The sequence below is a fragment of the Frankia sp. R82 genome (assembly GCF_023716925.1).
GTDB lineage: Bacteria > Actinomycetota > Actinomycetes > Frankiales > Frankiaceae > Frankia.
In genome coordinates this window covers 1-15,844 of sequence record NZ_JAMQQG010000053.1, presented here as the reverse complement: position 1 = coordinate 15,844, position 15,844 = coordinate 1, and the positions used below count along the sequence as shown (strand labels likewise).

Here is a 15,844-nt window from a genome sequence, read left to right as displayed (position 1 = left end):
GTGCCGGCGGGGACAGGCGGTGCTGGGCCGGCCCGGTGGCGTGCCCAGCGCGGTGAGCAGGTGGCCGTCGAGCAGCGTGCCGAACGCCGTGCGTGCCATCGCCGGCCGGGTGCGCCCGCCGACTGGTTCGGCCTGGTGCAGGTGGGTGCTGGTGGCCTGATGGTGCAGGGTGTCGACCAGCTGCCGGGTGGCCTGTTTGAACGCGAGCAGGTGCTGGGCGAAGGGGGCGTCGGCCAGGGCGAGCGCCCGGCCGGTCTCGAACGCGGTGGCCAGCGACAGGTCGAAGCTGCCCCAGGCCGGGTCGTAGGCGATGAGCGCGTCGGCGGTGACGGCCTGCGCCGCCCGGTCGGTGGCCACGGGCAGCACGGGGGTCAGCGGCCCGCGGTACCAGCCGTAGGTGGCCTCGCCCGAACGGGTCAGGTAGGGCAACGGCAGGTACCCGTCGTCGAGACGGCCGGCCACGTGACGTCCGGCGGCGGTGTCGGCGTGCTGTGCTGCGGCGGGCAGCCGCAGCCACATCTGCTCACGGCCGGCCGGGGCGCCGCTCGGGGTACGGGTGAGCCCTTCGGCCAGGTCGGCGAAGTCCGCCTCGCGGTCGGGCTGGGCCTGGAACGACCAGCTGCACAACGACAGCAGCGCCACCGCGCAGCGGCCCCGCAGATCCGGCGCGTCCACCAGGATCCGTTCGTGGCCTTCCAGGGAGACGAGATGCACGATGTTCTTCGTGCCCGTCCCGGGGTCGGCACCGGGTGCGACGGGCGGGGCGGCACTCGGGAAGCGGTTCGCGACGACGACGGAGAACAGGCCGTCCTCGGCCAGGCCCAGGATGGACCGGTCCTCGGTGTTGGCGCCGCGGCAGTGGGCGAGCAGACGCAGCTCGTCGAGGCGGGGCGCCACGGCCTGGAACTCGGCCGCCGCGACCTGGATGTACACGCACGGGTCGCCGGGGCCGACGTCGGACTCCAGGGTCAGCGCGGGCTTGAGCACGGCGGGGTCGTCGGCCAGGAAGTCCGCCACGGTGGCGGAGATGGTGCGGGTCGGGGCGGTGCTGCCACCGACGAGCTGCTCATCGGTGAACACCAGCAGGGCCAGCCACGGGGTGTCCCGCGACGCCCCGGTGAGGGGACGTTCCCAGGCCAGCATGGGGTCACCGAGCACCACGTGCGGCAGGACGTCGGCGAACCGGCCGCTGGAGGCGTCGGGAGGCTGCCGGGCGACCACCGCGTCGGCGTCGATGCGCACCTGCGGACCGCGGACGGTGAACGTCTGGACGGCTGTGAACGGCCCGCCGACGACCGGCGCGCCGTCCCCCTCCCCACCACGCAGGGTGTGGGTGACCTCGATCCGGTAGTCGCCGGCGGGCAGGGCGGGCAGATAGTGGTCGTGCAGCTCCACGTCCCCCAGCGGGATCGTGTCGCGGGCGGGGTGCTGTGGGCTCGGGCTCATCGGTGACTCCCCGCGTCCTGGGTGCTGCTCTGGACCAGGGGCGTCTGGCGGTAGAAATGGGCCGCGCCCGCGGCAAGACCTGCCAGTGCGCTGTCGTCGAGGTCGGTGAGCAGCAACGCGTCGGCCAGGGCGGCGTACATCTGCTCGCGTCCGCTGCGCGCGTCGCCACGGTCGAGGCGCCCGAGAAAATCCACGCAGGACGGGTTGGGTATACCGACGACCTCGCCGTCCGCGGCCGGCTCCCAGGGCAGCGGCGACAGGCCGGGCGTCAGCTCGTCCGCGCGGTACTCGCTCAGCGGGAGGACTCCGCGCGAGGCGGCCAGCTCGGGCCGGGGTGCTTGGACGTCGAAGCCGACCGGACGGTTTGCCAGCACCTCGGCGCTGGGTTCGGTCGGCGTGTGACTGAACGGGCTCGGTGGGGCGCCCCACAGCGACGCGGGCACGCCGCGGGTGCGGGCGGTGAACGTCCAGCCGTCCGTCGACGCGGGTCGGTCCGCCTGGAAAAGTCGCAGCCGGTGCTCACCGACCAGACCGGTGCGATCCATGGGACGCACGTCGACCAGGGGGCCGTCCGCGGGCCCGGCCGCGGCCAGCGGTGCGTCACCCGTGCGCAGGTGGCTGGCCGGCACCGCGGACTGGGTGAACAGGCGCAGGTCCCGCGCCCGCACCTGCCACGTCTTGCCGCCGCCCGCGCCCGAGCCCGAGCCTGGGTCCGCCACGGCGGCGTCGACGCCGGCGACCGGCGCGATGGTGACGACGTCCGCCGGCTTCGGGAGCATGCTGGCGAACACGTCCCAGCCGAGGGCCCGGGTCTCGGTGCCGCCGGGGGAGCCGCCGAAGCTGACGGTCACGTCGATGAGAGGAAAGTGCGCGGTGACCGAACCGCCGGTCGGTGGCCCCCACAGGTACAGGGTGGCGCCCACCGAACCGCTGAGCGTGACGTGCATGAACCCCAGGTTGACCCTGCCGGATGCGCCGATGCTCACCGAAATGCGCGCGGCGAAGGAGAACGGCCGCCAGGACAGCAGCATGTCGGCCTGCGCGGTGAACCAGGCCCGGATGGGTCCCTCGTGGAACAGGACCTCGAGCCGCGCACCCGCCATCGCGCACGACGGCGTGACGGCCAGATATGCCTGGGCCCTGATCGACACATGGGCGCTGACCGCCCAGTCGATTCCCAGGCGCGGCGCGTCGGGATAGTAGGCGGGCCGGGCGAACGCGGGATGGTAGCCACCGAGGGTGACGACGAACTGGCCGGCGTGGGGGTTGGACCCGAACCAGGTCGCGGCCGCGAACCCGCCGGTGAGATGACAGGCGGGCGTGAGCACGTAGGAGGCCGGGGAGAGCTGCGCGGCGATCTCGACGCTGCCCTGCAGCGGCCGGATGACGGCCTCCACACCCAGCTCCGCGTAGACGTAGGTGGTGCTGGCGGACTCGGTGGGCAGCGGCAGCTGGATCGTCGCGAGGCCCAGCACGGCCAGCGCCAGCTCCGCACCGATCTCCGCGGCCAGCAGCACCCTGGCGTTCACCACCTCGGCGACGGTGAACTCGACCCCGAGAGCCAGCCAGTACGAGCCCTCACGGGGGGCGATCCACCGCCGTGGCTGACTGCCGGCCACCGCCGGCTCCCGCCCTTCCAGGACGTCGAGGACGTGGGAGGGTGTGTGCCCGGCGGCAGGTCCCTGCTTGTGCAGGCTCAGCAACGGGAAGCCGGAGACCTCCCGCGGGGCCGGCAGCGTCAGTTCCCGGTTGAAGCCGAACCCGGCCATCAGCCCGGTCACGATGACCGGCGGCGGCCCGCCCAGCGGCGCCTCCAGCTGGGCGAAGACGAACAGCGACGGAGCGCCGTCGGTCAGCTGCGCGTACGAGCCGAGTCCCGCCAGCGAGAAGCTCTGCAGGCCGACCGTGGCCGTGCCGTCGTACTGGAACGCCACCGTGGCCGGAAGCTGGTCGTCGGGCAGGTGCAGCAGCGCGCCGGAGATCTCCACCGGTGCGGCGCTGTAGCCGATACCGAGGCCGTCGAGGCGGAACGTCGGTGTGAACCTGTCCAGGCGGGAGCCGACCGCCAGACCGTCCAGGGAGAGGGCCAGCGGGCCGAGGGCTACCGAGGCGTCCAGCGCGAACAGCAGCACGTTGTGCTGGTAGAGCACCCCCACCCGGTTGAGGTGGACGATGCCGAGCTGTTTCTGCACCGACACCCAGTGGACGCTTGAGCTCCCCGTCCCGGCGGTGTCCGGCGTACTGGACGAGCCCGGCGTACTGGACGGGTCAGGTGTGCTGGATGGGTCAGGGGAGCCGGAGGCGGCGGACTTCCCGGGGATTTCGCCGCCCCCGCTGCCGCCGGCGCCGGCACCACCGCTGCCGGCGGTCGAGGACGGCACGCCGAGCGCGACCGACGTGGTCTCCGGCCCGATCCGCAGGTCGGCCAGCGCGCCGACGCCCGTCGCCAGCCCGGCCGCCGGGAGGGCCACCACCTTGGCCGGCCCGAGCAGCCCGTTGACCGAGGCGACCGTCTGCGCGTCGAAGACCCCGGAGCTGTAGAGAACCTGCAGGTTGTCCACCCCCACCGTCCCGAACGTCGACAGAAACCCACCGACGAGCGGAAGCTGGGAAAGGTCGAAACCCGCCGAGAGGTCCACCCCGAGGCAGAATCGGGCCAGTCCGTCGGCGGGTTTCACCCGCACGAACTTGGCGTCCTTCAGCCCGATCCGCAGGCTGTCGGGCACATCGGCCGCAAGGTCCGCGGAGAAATGCGCGACCCAGTCGCGCAGCACGATCTCGGTGCCCTCCGCGGCACCGTGATAGGTGGCGACCAGGATGTCGGCGCCGGATTTCTGTTCGTCGAAGTCGACCTCGAAGGTGAACCCGTCGACGTCGAGGGTTCCGCCGTAGCGGGTATCCGAGCCGTCGCGGGTCACCGTCACGCGGAGCGTGGCCGTGACCCCGTCCGCGATGGTCAGGTCGCCCGCGCAGACGAAGTCGAGGGAGGACGAACCGGTGGTGTACGAAAGTGTCAGGGTGGTGAGTTCGAGGGATCTGACCGGCCCGGGCACGTCGGTCAGCCCCAGTGCGTCGATCACCTGTGCCATGCCGAGGTTCTCGCTCGCCGTGAGGCCGCCGCTGAAGACCCAGCCGCCCTGCGCGCCGCCGACCCTCCCGGCCGACAGGTCGATACTCAGCATCGAGCCGATCGACACCGTGCCGCCGACCCGGGCGGTGAATCCCTCGACGCTGTTGTAGCCCAGGTAAAGGGACAGGGATCTGATCGCGAGCTCGGGGCCGATCGCCCAGTCACCCGAGACCTTCGCCTGGAGCACGTACACGTCACCGAGCACGGCGAGAAACGACAGCTCGCTGACCGTACCGAGATCGGGAATCCCGTCCACGGGAATACCGAAGGACGCCAGCAGCGACCGGGCCGCGATCGGGGTGCCGTCGCGCAGCGAGCCGATGACACTCAGCTCGGGAAACCACACCCCGACCTCGAGCGGCAGCGCCCTGATATCGAGCGCGGCCACCAGGGCCACGGCGGTCACCGCGTAGGTCGTCGGCGCCGATCCGGTCTTTTCGGTGAAGCCGTAGTCGAAACCGGCGATGCGTTCGACATCAAATCCGAACACGTGCAGCCCGTCCCGGGCCTGCTGCCACACCTCGGCGCCGCCGATCCGGCTGCCGAGGTCCGCCAGCGCACCGGCGAAGGCACCGTCACGCACGGACCGCACGGCGGCGACCGGCTGCCCGAGATCGTCCACGGTCAGCGTCGCCTCGACCTCCACCGCACCGACGGTGCCGTCAAGGGTGAGCGTGGCCAGGCCCTGGCTCGTCACGATCACCGTGACCTGCCTGACCGCCATGGTCACCGGCGTACCGGCCGGCCAGGCGGCGGACTCCCAGACCAGCGGGAGAGTCAGTGTCGTGCGCCCGCCGTCCACCGCCGGTGCGCCGGTGCCCGGCCCGCCGCGGCAGAGGCCATCCGGGAACGTCGCCAGCAGGTCGCGCAGTCGGTCGGGCAGCGCGGTGTCCGCGGCGGACAGCGTCGGCGGATCGCCGAGGCCCAGCACATGCGCCTTCAGGGCATCAAGATCCACTGGACCTCTCCCGGGAAATCGGAGCTCTCCGCGTCACGCCGATCCTCACCTGTTGCGCTTTATGTAGGCCCTGCCGTCGGCGCCCCAGCCCCAGTCCTTTTCGTCGAACGGCACGATGACCGGATACCTGGCCACGGAGGCCAGAATCTCAAAGGCCGGTCCAGCTGATCCTCCGGTCTCGGTGGCCAGATATTCGCGGATCTTCTCGTCGAGATCGAGGAGCTCCTTGAAGTGGGTCGCGCCGTATCTCTCGAAAATGGGCCTGGCGGCCTTCTCGAAGCTGTCCCCGGGGTCGTCGGAGCGCCTGGTCGGCCCCACGAAAAGGTTTCCGGGGAGCCAGGTGTAGACGGTCACGAAGTTGTCCCAGCCCTCGGGTCGTGAGTACGCGGCCGACCTGTCCGAGGTGTGGAAAACATCGCGTGAGTACAGTTTTCTCGACAGTTCGCCGGTCTGGTTGCGATCGGCTTCCTTGAAGCGACTGTTCTCGGTTTTTCCCAGTCCGACGTAGAAGCCCTTTCCGAGTCCACGGCGCAGCTTCAGGAAGAAGCTGCTCCGGCGGAGCGTGTCCGCGCCGGCGGCCTTGTCCCAGAAGTCTCTGATCCTGCTGTAGGGGACGGCGTGATGGTAGGTGAGCTGAACCTCTCTGCCGGACACCCGGGCGGGCCCGGCCGACCGGTACGGATGACCGACTCTGTCCTCGGGCATCAGCAGATTGTGGCCGACCCCCACCATGGCGTGTCTCCTCCCGGCTCTTTTTCAAGGGACTGCACCACGCTCCGCCTGACGATCACATACGCCACGTACGCCGCCGGTGCCGGTACCTGCTCCCAGGCAGGCGGCGGGACCGCGACAGTTCCCGTTGCATACAGAGAGGTCCGCTACGAGAGTGCGCACCACACCCAGAGAGATCGATGAAAACCCGTGGGCACCAGATTAGGGAATCCCCACCCGGAACGGGTGGTGTTTGCGGAAAATCACGCACAGTTATCCCCGTTTTTCCGGGGTGTCCGGGCCGTCCTTCGATGGTCGCGCCGCGGCGGCTCGGGCGCAGACCTGCGCCGCCAAGCCCGTGAGCTGCGAAAGCAGCGAAAGCCGGCCGGCCGGACGGGCGGCGTCGACCAGAATCGCCCGCTGGTGGTCGGGTGCCTCGACGGACGGTCGGTGGAACGGTGCGTAGAGGGCACATGGTTCGCGACGGCCGGCCCGGACTGCTCGGCCGGTGCGGGAGGACGGGTCTGTGCCGAACGTCCGGCATCCCGCCGCGGGGCTGGCCCGCGGACCCCCTCCCACCCCCACCCCCACCCCTGGAATGTGTCAGGTGGCGTGGGCGTCGTACGTCTCCCGGCTGCGTATCACCTCGTCCATGTGCTCCTCGGCCCACGACTTGATCGCCCGGATCGCCTGGTGGAGCGACAGGCCGAGGTCCGTCAGCTCATAGCGGACGGTCACCGGCACGGTCGGGGTGACGGTTCTGGTGAGCAGGCCGTCGCGCTCGAGGGCGCGCAGCGTCTGGGTGAGCATCTTCTGGCTGACCCCGGCCAGCTGCCGGGAGAGCTCGGAGTAGCGCATCGCCCGCGCCGGCCCGGCGACCTGGCCGCAGGAGCCGTCGTCGTCGCCCAGTGCCGCCAGGATCAGGGTGACCCACTTGTCGGAGATCCGGTCGAGGAGCTGGCGGCTCGGGCAGCCCGCTAGGAACGCGTCGTACTCCTGCCTGGCCTGCGCCCGGCGCTGGGCGGACGTCAGGGTCGGCATTTCGGCTTCCTCATCTTGGCTTCCTCAGGGTGGGTTACGTACTTCTGGGTGCCTACTTCCCAGTGGAGAGTACCTGTTCCATAGTGCGGTCACCAGCTCCGGCCAGGAGCTCCAAGCAGGAGGAAATCTCATGAGCGCAGCCACGTTCCGGATGGCCGTCGTCCGTGACCCGGGCGGTCCGCGGCCCATCGACCTCATCGAGGTTCCGGTCATCGAACCCGGTCCCGGTGAGATTCGGGTGGAGGTCGCGGGGGCGACGGTCAACCCCGTCGATCTCGCCGTGGCGGGCGGGTTCTTCCACTCGTTGGGGCTGATCAACCAGCCCGATCGCACGGGCCTGGGCTGGGACTTCGCCGGCACCGTGGCCGCGGCCGGACCTGGCGTCGACGTGGCGGTCGGCACCCGGGTCGCGGGCCTGATCGCGGGCCTGGACCGGGACTTCGGTCCGTACGCCGAGCAGCTGGTGGTGTCGGCCGCGGACGTCGCCGTCGTGCCCGACGGCCTGGACCTGGTCGCGGCGGCCACGGTGCCGCTCAACGCGCTCACCGCCGCCCAGATCATGGACCTGCTCGGCGACGCCCCGGCCGACGGCGACCGCCTGCTGGTGACGGGGGCCGCCGGGGCCGTGGGAGCCTATGTCGTCTCCCTGGCCACCGATCGTGGCTGGCGGGTGACCGGCCTGGCCCGGGCCCAGGACGAGGAGTTCGTCCGCGGTCTCGGCGCCGATTTCACCACGGCGGCCGAGCCCGGCTGGGACGCGGTGGCCGACGGGGGCGTGTTCCAGGAGCGGGGGGTGGCCCTGGTCCGCGACGGCGGGCGGTTCGTCGGCGTGCAGCCCGCTGTGATGCCGGCCGCCGAGCGGGGGATCACCGTGGTCGCGGTGAGCGCGCACCCCGACGGGCCGCGGCTCGCCGGCCTGCTCGCCCGTACCGTGAGCGGCGAGCTGCCCGCCCGCGTGCACGCCGTGGTGCCGCTCGACCAGGTCGCCGACGCGCACCGGGAGGTCGCCAAGGGCGGCCTGCGTGGACGGTACGTCCTGGTGCCCTGAGAATCAGGAGCGGGGACCCTGCGGTGCACCCGACGGACCGGTGTCCGCGTCGAGGAGACAGGTGAGCAGGCCGATGAGCGGCTCTCACGTTCGCAGCGGCATGCCGGCGCCGGGCGTGGGCGGCGCCGGCCGATCACCGGCGGGCAGGGTCTCCGCGAGCACCCGGTCGACCCGGTCGACCTCGACCACCACCGCCTCGGGCAGTCCTGATCTTCTCGCCGCGGCCCGGACGACCTCGGCGGTCGGCGCCTCGAACAGACAGTATGACTTTCGCTGGTCCGCGCTCAGGAACGAGAACACCCAGCGCAGACCCTCCTCGACGTCCTCGGCGTCGAGTGCGCCCAGGCCGAGGTCGGCCAGCTCCATCTGCTCGGCATAGGCACGCTCCACCAGGAACAGCGGCACGAGCTTTCCTTTCCCCGGTCAGTTCTGGTGGCCGGCCTCGTCGGCGAGCCCGTTGCGGTAAGCGAACGAGGCCGCCTCGGTCCGGTTGGCGGATGACGTCTTCATCAGGATGCTGCGGACATGGTTCGCGGCGGTGTTCTGACTGACGAACAACGCCTGGCCGATCTGGCGGTTGCTGTGCCCGCGGGCGAGCAGCCGCAGCACCTCGACCTCCCGCCCGGTCAGTCCGCAGGGCGCCGGATCCCACCGGAGGCTCGGTCTCGCGCCGGCCGCCGCCTGTTCGGACAGTGCCGCCTGTTCGGACAGTGCTGCCACCTGTTCGGACAGCGTCGCCACCTCGCTCAGGATGGCCGTCAGGCCGTGGCGCAGCGCCACCTGGCGGGTCGCGGCAAGCTCGACGCCGGCCCGTTCGAGATCACCCGGGTCGCGCCGGGTCATCAGCATCCGAGCGTGGCCGCACCGCGTCCGAGCCAGCCAGGTCCACGCGCCGATCCTACTGTTGATCTCCATGGCGGCGGTGAAGTGCCGTTGCGCGTCGTCCCACCGCTTCGAACAGGCGGCGAGCACGCCGAGGTACCTGTCCGCCGCGCCGTGGCAGGCGACGAGACCGGCGACGACGATGACGCTTCCGGCGAGCGGTAGCAGCTCGTCGTAGACCTGCGTGGCGTGCTCGGCGTCTGCGAGTGTCCCGCAGGCGTCGGCCAGGTAGGTCAGCGCCGCGACCCGCAGTGAGTCGTGCGGCAGCGCGGCGAAGGCGTCGGCGCACAGCCGGCCGATCTCCTCGCGGGCCTGGTCGGCCCAGCCCAGCTCGGCGAACAGCACGGCAAGCGCCGGACGCCACACCGCTCCCGGGTCGGGCCGCGCGGCGAGCAGCGTCACGACCGGGGTCAGCTCACCCAGCCGGGCCTGTTCCCTGCGGACCCCGAACATCTGGATGCCATGGGCGCCGGAGGCGTCGTACCCCTCGACCCGGCTCAGCTCGAGCGCGCGGTCCGCCGCGGCGGCGGCCTCGGCGAGACGGCCGCCGGCGAGCGCGACGGCGGCGGCGGACTGCTCGCAGGCGTAGAGGTAGTGGTGCTGGCCGAGGCGTTCGGCCGCGGCCCGGTAGGCCACGATCTCGTGCCGCAGGTCGTCGAGGCGTCCGAGTTCGGCGAGCACCGGCAGCCGCCATGTCCGGATGGAACAGCCGAGGTCGTCGTTGTCGGTCTCCGCGGCCAGCGCGAGGGCCTCGTCCAGTGCGGCCAGCACCTGCTCGCCGTCGCGGGTACCGCGCCCCCAGTAGCTCTGGGCCAGCGCCCAGGCCAGCGGCTGCCGGTCGGACTGGGCGCGGGCGAGCGCCACGGCATCGGCCAGCGCCGTGGCCGCCCGCTGCCGATCACCGGCATAGCCGTGCGCCCGGACGAGCGCGGCCAGGAGGCGCACCCGTAGCCCCGCGGCCCGGTTGCCCAGCGCGCTCAGCGCCTCGAGCAGGACGGCCGACGTCTCGGCGGCCACGATCCCCGGCCGCCAGCAGGTCTCCTCGATGCCGAGAGCACCCTGGGCGAGCAGGACGGCGTCGTCGGTGTCGCGGGCGATGCCGACGACGGCCCGGTAGCAGTCGAGGGCCTCCCGCCAGCGGCTGGCCGCTCGCAGGGCGTCGCCGGCCCGAAGCCGCACCCGGCCCTGCTCGGCGGCCGGCACCCCGAGCTCCAGCGCCGAGCGCAGCAGATCCGCCGCCCGGTCGAAAGCGAACTGGCGCATGGACAGCTCCGCGGCCCGCAGACTGTAGGTGACGGCCTTGTCGGTCCGCCCCAGTGCGGTCGCCGCGACGAAGTGGGTGGCCAGATCGACCGTGCGTCGGGTCTCGTCGCCCGGGGTGCGTTCGACGGCCTCGGCCACCCGCAGGTGCAGCAGCGCCCGCCGGACATGGGTGAGCTGGTCGACGACGGCGCGGCGCACCAGCTCGTGGGTGAACCGGTAACGGTGGTGGGAGCCCGGGACCGGTAAGAGGGTGGCGCTGGTCAGGGCTTCGTCGAGGGCCGTGAGCAGCGCCGCCTCGTCGAGGTCGGTGGCCGCCCGCAGCAGGCTCAGATCCGTTTCGGGCCCCACCGTCGCGGCCACCTCCAGCAAGGCCCGGGTCGCGGGTCCCAGCCGGGCGAGCCGGTGGGTGACGACCTCGCGAACGCTGCCGGGGCTGCCGACGTCGGCCAGCGGACCGACCAGCCGCCACCCGGCCGCCGTGCCCTGGACGACACCGGTCTCGACGAGGTGACACCACAGCTCGCCGAGCAGAAACGCGTTGCCCCGCGTCAACGCCCGCATCGTCTGGGTCACGGCGGCGCGATGATCGTCGGGAGCGGCCCCGCCGGCCCGGTCGACGAGCTCGGCGACCGTCGCCTCGTCGAACCCGCCCAACCGCAACCGGGCGACCGCGTCGACGCGCGCCAGGTCGGCGAGGGTGTCCGCGAGGGGTTCGCCGATCTCGGTGGTGTCGCGGAACACCCCGATCAGCAGCACCCGCGCGTCGGGTCTGACCCGTAGCAGGTGGCGCACCAGGAGCAGGGTCGATCGGTCCGCCCACTGCAGGTCGTCCAGCACCAGCAGCACCGGCCGGCGCGCGCTCGCGTTGGCCAGCAGGTCGACGAGCGCGGTGTGCAGCCGGTGGCGTTCGGCCCCGGACGACGACGTTCGGGGCGCCGACAGCCCACTCACCCGGCGCGGCAGGTCCGCGAACAGCCTGGTCAGCTCGCCGCCGAGTGGCCCGATGTCGACGGCGAGCTCGTCGGGGTCGGCCTGGCGCAGCAGGTGGCCCAGCGCCTCGGCGACCGACTGGTACGGCATGGACGCGGTCGGGTCGCACACGCCGTAGAGAACCTGACCGCCGCGCGCCGCCACCTCGTGGGCGAGTTCCCGCACCAGTCGGCTCTTGCCGGCCCCGGGCTCACCGCTCACGAGGGCGACCCGGTGACCGGTCTCGGACTGCTTCCAGAGCTCGCGCAGCCGGGCCAGTTCCCCCGTCCGGCCCACGAAGCCGAAGCGCGGGACAACCTGGAGCGCCGCAGGGACAGGCAGCGCAGGGGCAGGCAGCGCAGGCCGAGCGCCGTCCACCCGCACCGCCGCCTTCACCGTCGCCCTCGCCGCTGTGTCGCCCTCGCCGCTGTCCTGATCACCCGTCGCGGGCCTGCACAGACAGTGCCCGCCATCCCGAGCGGTGGCAAGTACCTGTCGGCAACTGGCCAGCCGACTGGTCAGATCTGAACCTGCGGAGCAGTACCGGGCCAGCCCGTCGCCGGCGAGGAGGGTCAACGCTGGTCATGGCAGGACGACGAACGGCTCCTAGCGTCGGAGGCGACCGATCACAGCACCGATCGCAGTGCCGAGAGGAACGCCGATGACCACCACCGCGGCCCCCACCACCGCAGCGTCGAGGGCGAACGCGCCCGGGATCCTCGACGAGGAGATGCTCGCCCGCTTCGACCGCCGTGCCCCCGCCTACGACCGGGAGAACCGGTTCTTCACCGAGGACTTCGAGGAGCTCAGGGCCTGCGGCTACTTCGACCTGGCGCTGCCCGCCGAGTTCGGCGGCCCCGGTCTCACCCTCGCCGAGATCGGCCGGGCCCAACGCCGGCTCGCCTATCACGCCCCGGCCACCGCGATCGCGGTCAACATGCACTTCTACTGGACGGGGCTCGCCGCCGACCTGCTGCGCGCCGGCGACCGCAGCTGCGTCTGGATTCTCGAACGGGCCGCCGCGGGGGACGTGTTCGCCGCCGGCCACGGCGAAGCCGGCAACGACGTTCCGATCCTGGCGTCGACGACCCGGGCCGACCGGGTCGACGGCGGCTGGGAGTTCACCGGCCACAAGATCTTCGGCAGCCTGTCGCCGGTGTGGGACTGGTTCGGCGTGCACGGCACCGACCTGAGCGACCCCGCGAACCCGCGGATCGTGCACGGCTTCATCCCGCGCAGTGCCAAGGGCTACCGCATCGAACCCACCTGGGACGTCCTGGGCATGCGGGCCACCGAGAGCAACGACACCGTGCTTGACCGTGCCTTCGTCGCCGACGAGAACGTCCCGCTGGTCTGCCCGGCCGGGTTCGCCGGCGCGGGACCGTTCCAGGTGGGGATCTTCGCCTGGGCGTTGCTGGGGTTCGCCAACGTCTACGCCGGGATCGCCCACCGCGCCTTCGACCTCACCGTCGAGAAGGTCCACCAGCGCACCTCGATCGCGCTCACCCGCTCCATGGCCTACCACCCCGAGGTGCAGCACGAGGTCGCCGAGATGCGGATGGATCTCGAGACCGTGGACGCCCTGCTCGCCCAGGTCACCGGTGACTGGTCCGCCGGGGTCGACCACGGCGCGGAATGGCCCTTGAAGATCATCGCGGCCAAGTATGTGGCGGTCACCAGGTCGTGGCGGGTCGTCGACACCGCGCTCGATCTCACCGGTGGCGGCGGGGTCTTCCGCCGCAACCGGATGGAGCAGCTGTTCCGCGACGCCCGGATGGGCCGCTTCCACCCCGCCAACTCCGCCCTCACCCATGAACTCGTCGCGAAGTTCTCGCTGGGCATCAACCCCGACGAACAGCCCCGCTGGGGCTGACCCCGGGCCGTGGCCGGTGCGATCCGAGGGTGCCGGCCACGTAGAGCACGTCCCCCATGCGCAGGTCGTCGTCCGTCAGGGGGGCCAGACCGGTGGCGACGAGCAGGTCCCGGATGCTGACGGCGGTCAACACCCAGCCGCGGTCGGTCAGGTAGGGAGCCGCTTCGTTGCGCGGGCCGAAATACCGCAGCCTCGCCAGATCGGAGTCGAAACTGTGCGCGCGCCAGCGTGCGGAGATGCGGTTGAGCGCCTCCTTCGTGCTGTCCTCGTCGCCCGGTTCCGGGTTGGGCCTGCTCTCGGTGGCGACCCGGCTTTCCGGCGCGCTGAGTTCGGTGATGGTGTCCAGCAGGCGGTCCTGTGCCTCGGGCGGCAGGTAGCCCAGCAGGCCTTCGGCGCTCCACGCGGTCGGCTGGGCCGGGTCGAACCCGGCGGTGCGCAGTGCGGCGGGCCAGTCGTCGCGCAGATCGACCGCGGCCACTCGGCGCTCGGCGGTGGGTGCCGCGCCCAGCTCGGCCAGCGCGCGGGTCTTGAACGCGATGACCTGGGGCTGGTCGAGCTCGTACACCACGGTTCCGCTCGGCCAGGGCAGTCGGTACGCGCGGGAGTCCAGCCCCGCGGCCAGGATCACGGCCTGGGTGATGCCCGCGTGCGTCGCGTCCAGGAAGAACTCGTCGTAGAACCTGGCCCGAATTTTGGCCACGTCGATGGCCACCTGCTCGACCAGGCCGTCCGGGGGCACCTCGCCGGTCGCCAGCCGGGTGAGCAGGTCGATGCCGACCGCGCGGACGAGCGGTTCGGCGAACGGATCGTCGACGAGCCGGGGATCCGCACGGGTCGCGATCGCCCGGGCCGTCGCGGCCATGGTGGCGGTCGCGCCGACGCTGGATGCCAGGTCCCAGGTGTCCGCGTCGTCCCTGGTGGACGTCATGCCCTGCCTGCCTTTCGACGCAGCCGGAGTGCTTCTACTGAACGTGCCTACTGGATATCACTGCGCGGTTGGCCGGACCCTCCTGCGCTGGCCGCTCGGCAGGGGCTCCATCATCTGCGCGGTGAGCGAGAGCGCGGAGACAGTCGCCGGTGGTGGGGCCGTGACCAGCGGGACTGCGCGACAGTCACCGGTCATCGACCCGCCGTCCGAGGCGGAGCCGGATCTGCGTTCGGCGGTCAGCGGCGCGCAGCGGGGAGACGAGGCATCGTTTCGGGTGGTCTACCGGGCGGTGCAGCCGGGTCTGCTGCGCTACCTGCGGGTGCTGGTGGGCGACGACGCCGAGGACGTCGCCTCCGAGGCCTGGCTGCAGATCGCTCGTGATCTGTCGACGTTTCGCGGGGATGCCGACGGGTTCCGTGGCTGGGCGGCGACGATCGCGCGGCACCGAGCGCTCGACCACCTGCGGCGGCGGGGCCGTCGCCCGCGGGAGGACGTGCCGGTCGAGTGGGTGACGGCGCAGCTGGCCGGACCGGACGACACCGCGGGCGAGGCACTGGAGGCCATGTCCACCGAGACGGCCCTGCGGCTGATCGCGGGCCTGCCGTTGGACCAGGCCGAGGCGGTGCTGCTGCGGGTGGTGCTGGGCCTGGACGCGAAGGCCGCGGGACAGGTCCTGGGCAAGCGGGCCGGGGCGGTGCGGACCGCGGCGCACCGTGGCCTGCGCCGGCTCGCCGAACAGCTCGCCGCGGTCGAGCAGCCCGATGAGCCGGCTGGCCGGCAGGGCCGGTCGGCCAGCGGCGGACAATCATGATCGGGACATCGGCGGGCAGCGCTGACCACGGGTTTCGGCCGGGTGTAACACCGGCGAGGCCTTCGACGCTGAAGGACGTGAGATGAGCACACACCGACCTCGTCCGGATGGCCGGGTCGACGCGGAGCGGCTGCTTCACGGCGACCCGACCAACGCCGGGATCGGTCCGGACCCCCTTGCCGATCTGCTTGCCGCCGCGTCCGCTCCGGCGCGCGACGGGGAGCTTGACGGCGAGCAGGCAGCGGTGGCTGCCTTCCGGGCGGCGCGTCTCGGCCACGTCCCCCAGCCGCGGAGAAAACCGATGTTGAAGTTGATGCTCGCGAACGCCCTGGCCACGAAGGTCGCTGCCGCGGCGGTCGGCGCCACCGTCCTCGGCGGCGCCGCCGTGGCCGCCAGCACCGGGGCACTGCCGTTCACCGGTGGAGACGGCAGCAGTGTGTCGGCGACGGCCACCCCCTCGGCCACGGTGACCACCCCGGAGGTCGCCGTGGCGAGTCCCGGTGCCACCGTCTCGGCGTCGCTGCTCGCGCTGTGCCGCACCTACACGGCGGCCGCGGCGAGCAGAGCCAGTACGGCCCTGGACGGCCCGGGTATGACCACTCTGATCACCGCCGCCGGCGGTCGCGACAAGGTGGGCCCCTTCTGCGTCCGGGCACTGGAGACGCAGGTCATCGCCACGGTCGCCCCGGGCGCCCAGGCCGACACCCGGGTCGGGCCGGGCGGCGTCGTGGTCGGGGGGGCGGTGGGGCCGAAGACGGCGGTGGGCGTGACGGGGGGGCCGGGG

The 15,844-nt window shown here is 72.2% G+C and carries 10 protein-coding genes and 1 pseudogene; 4 read left to right on the top strand and 7 right to left on the bottom strand.

The annotated features are described in order from the left end of the window. The 4 genes and pseudogenes from ND747_RS12835 to ND747_RS12820 all read right to left on the bottom strand — a co-directional run. A pseudogene (locus tag ND747_RS12835) lies at window positions 1–1,446 on the bottom strand (hypothetical protein); the annotation flags it as partial. Beyond that, entirely contained in the window at window positions 1,443–5,534 is a 4,092-nt protein-coding gene (locus ND747_RS12830; RefSeq protein ID WP_251733757.1) for a DUF6603 domain-containing protein, read from the bottom strand. The pseudogene ND747_RS12835 and the gene ND747_RS12830, both read right to left, overlap by 4 nt. A 45-nt stretch (window positions 5,535–5,579) precedes the next feature. Further along, entirely contained in the window at window positions 5,580–6,266 is a 687-nt protein-coding gene (locus ND747_RS12825; protein WP_251733756.1) for a hypothetical protein, read from the bottom strand. A 582-nt stretch (window positions 6,267–6,848) separates the two neighbouring features. Continuing rightward, on the bottom strand, window positions 6,849–7,286 hold the full coding sequence (locus tag ND747_RS12820; RefSeq protein WP_251733755.1) for a helix-turn-helix domain-containing protein: 438 nt from the start codon (window positions 7,284–7,286) through the stop codon (window positions 6,849–6,851). Window positions 7,287–7,416: 130 nt separating this feature from the next. Here ND747_RS12820 and ND747_RS12815 point away from each other — a divergent pair, with 130 nt between their 5' ends. Next, window positions 7,417–8,334 carry an NADP-dependent oxidoreductase gene (locus ND747_RS12815; RefSeq protein WP_251733754.1) on the top strand — a complete coding sequence of 306 codons (918 nt, stop codon included), beginning with the start codon at window positions 7,417–7,419 and terminating at the stop codon, window positions 8,332–8,334. An 84-nt stretch (window positions 8,335–8,418) separates the two neighbouring features. Here ND747_RS12815 and ND747_RS12810 read toward each other — a convergent pair whose 3' ends face one another. Beyond that, window positions 8,419–8,739, bottom strand: a complete 321-nt coding sequence (locus ND747_RS12810) for a DUF4242 domain-containing protein (protein WP_251733753.1) — start codon at window positions 8,737–8,739, stop codon at window positions 8,419–8,421. A gap of 18 nt (window positions 8,740–8,757) precedes the next feature. Next, window positions 8,758–11,844 carry an AAA family ATPase gene (locus ND747_RS12805; RefSeq protein ID WP_251733752.1) on the bottom strand — a complete coding sequence of 1,029 codons (3,087 nt, stop codon included), beginning with the start codon at window positions 11,842–11,844 and terminating at the stop codon, window positions 8,758–8,760. Window positions 11,845–12,109: 265 nt separating this feature from the next. Between ND747_RS12805 and ND747_RS12800 the strand changes: the two genes are divergently transcribed. Next, window positions 12,110–13,321 (top strand): acyl-CoA dehydrogenase family protein, encoded by a 1,212-nt coding sequence (locus tag ND747_RS12800; protein ID WP_251733751.1) that lies wholly within the window; start codon window positions 12,110–12,112, stop codon window positions 13,319–13,321. Here ND747_RS12800 and ND747_RS12795 read toward each other — a convergent pair. Continuing rightward, on the bottom strand, window positions 13,290–14,249 hold the full coding sequence (locus ND747_RS12795) for an SAM-dependent methyltransferase (protein ID WP_251733750.1): 960 nt from the start codon (window positions 14,247–14,249) through the stop codon (window positions 13,290–13,292). The genes ND747_RS12800 and ND747_RS12795 overlap by 32 nt on opposite strands. A 160-nt stretch (window positions 14,250–14,409) precedes the next feature. On the opposite strand from ND747_RS12795, the gene ND747_RS12790 reads away from it, so the two are divergent. Beyond that, window positions 14,410–15,060 carry an RNA polymerase sigma factor gene (locus ND747_RS12790; RefSeq protein WP_251733749.1) on the top strand — a complete coding sequence of 217 codons (651 nt, stop codon included), beginning with the start codon at window positions 14,410–14,412 and terminating at the stop codon, window positions 15,058–15,060. A gap of 82 nt (window positions 15,061–15,142) precedes the next feature. Continuing rightward, window positions 15,143–15,844: hypothetical protein (locus ND747_RS12785; RefSeq protein WP_251733748.1), on the top strand; the 702-nt coding region annotated here is incomplete at its 3' end.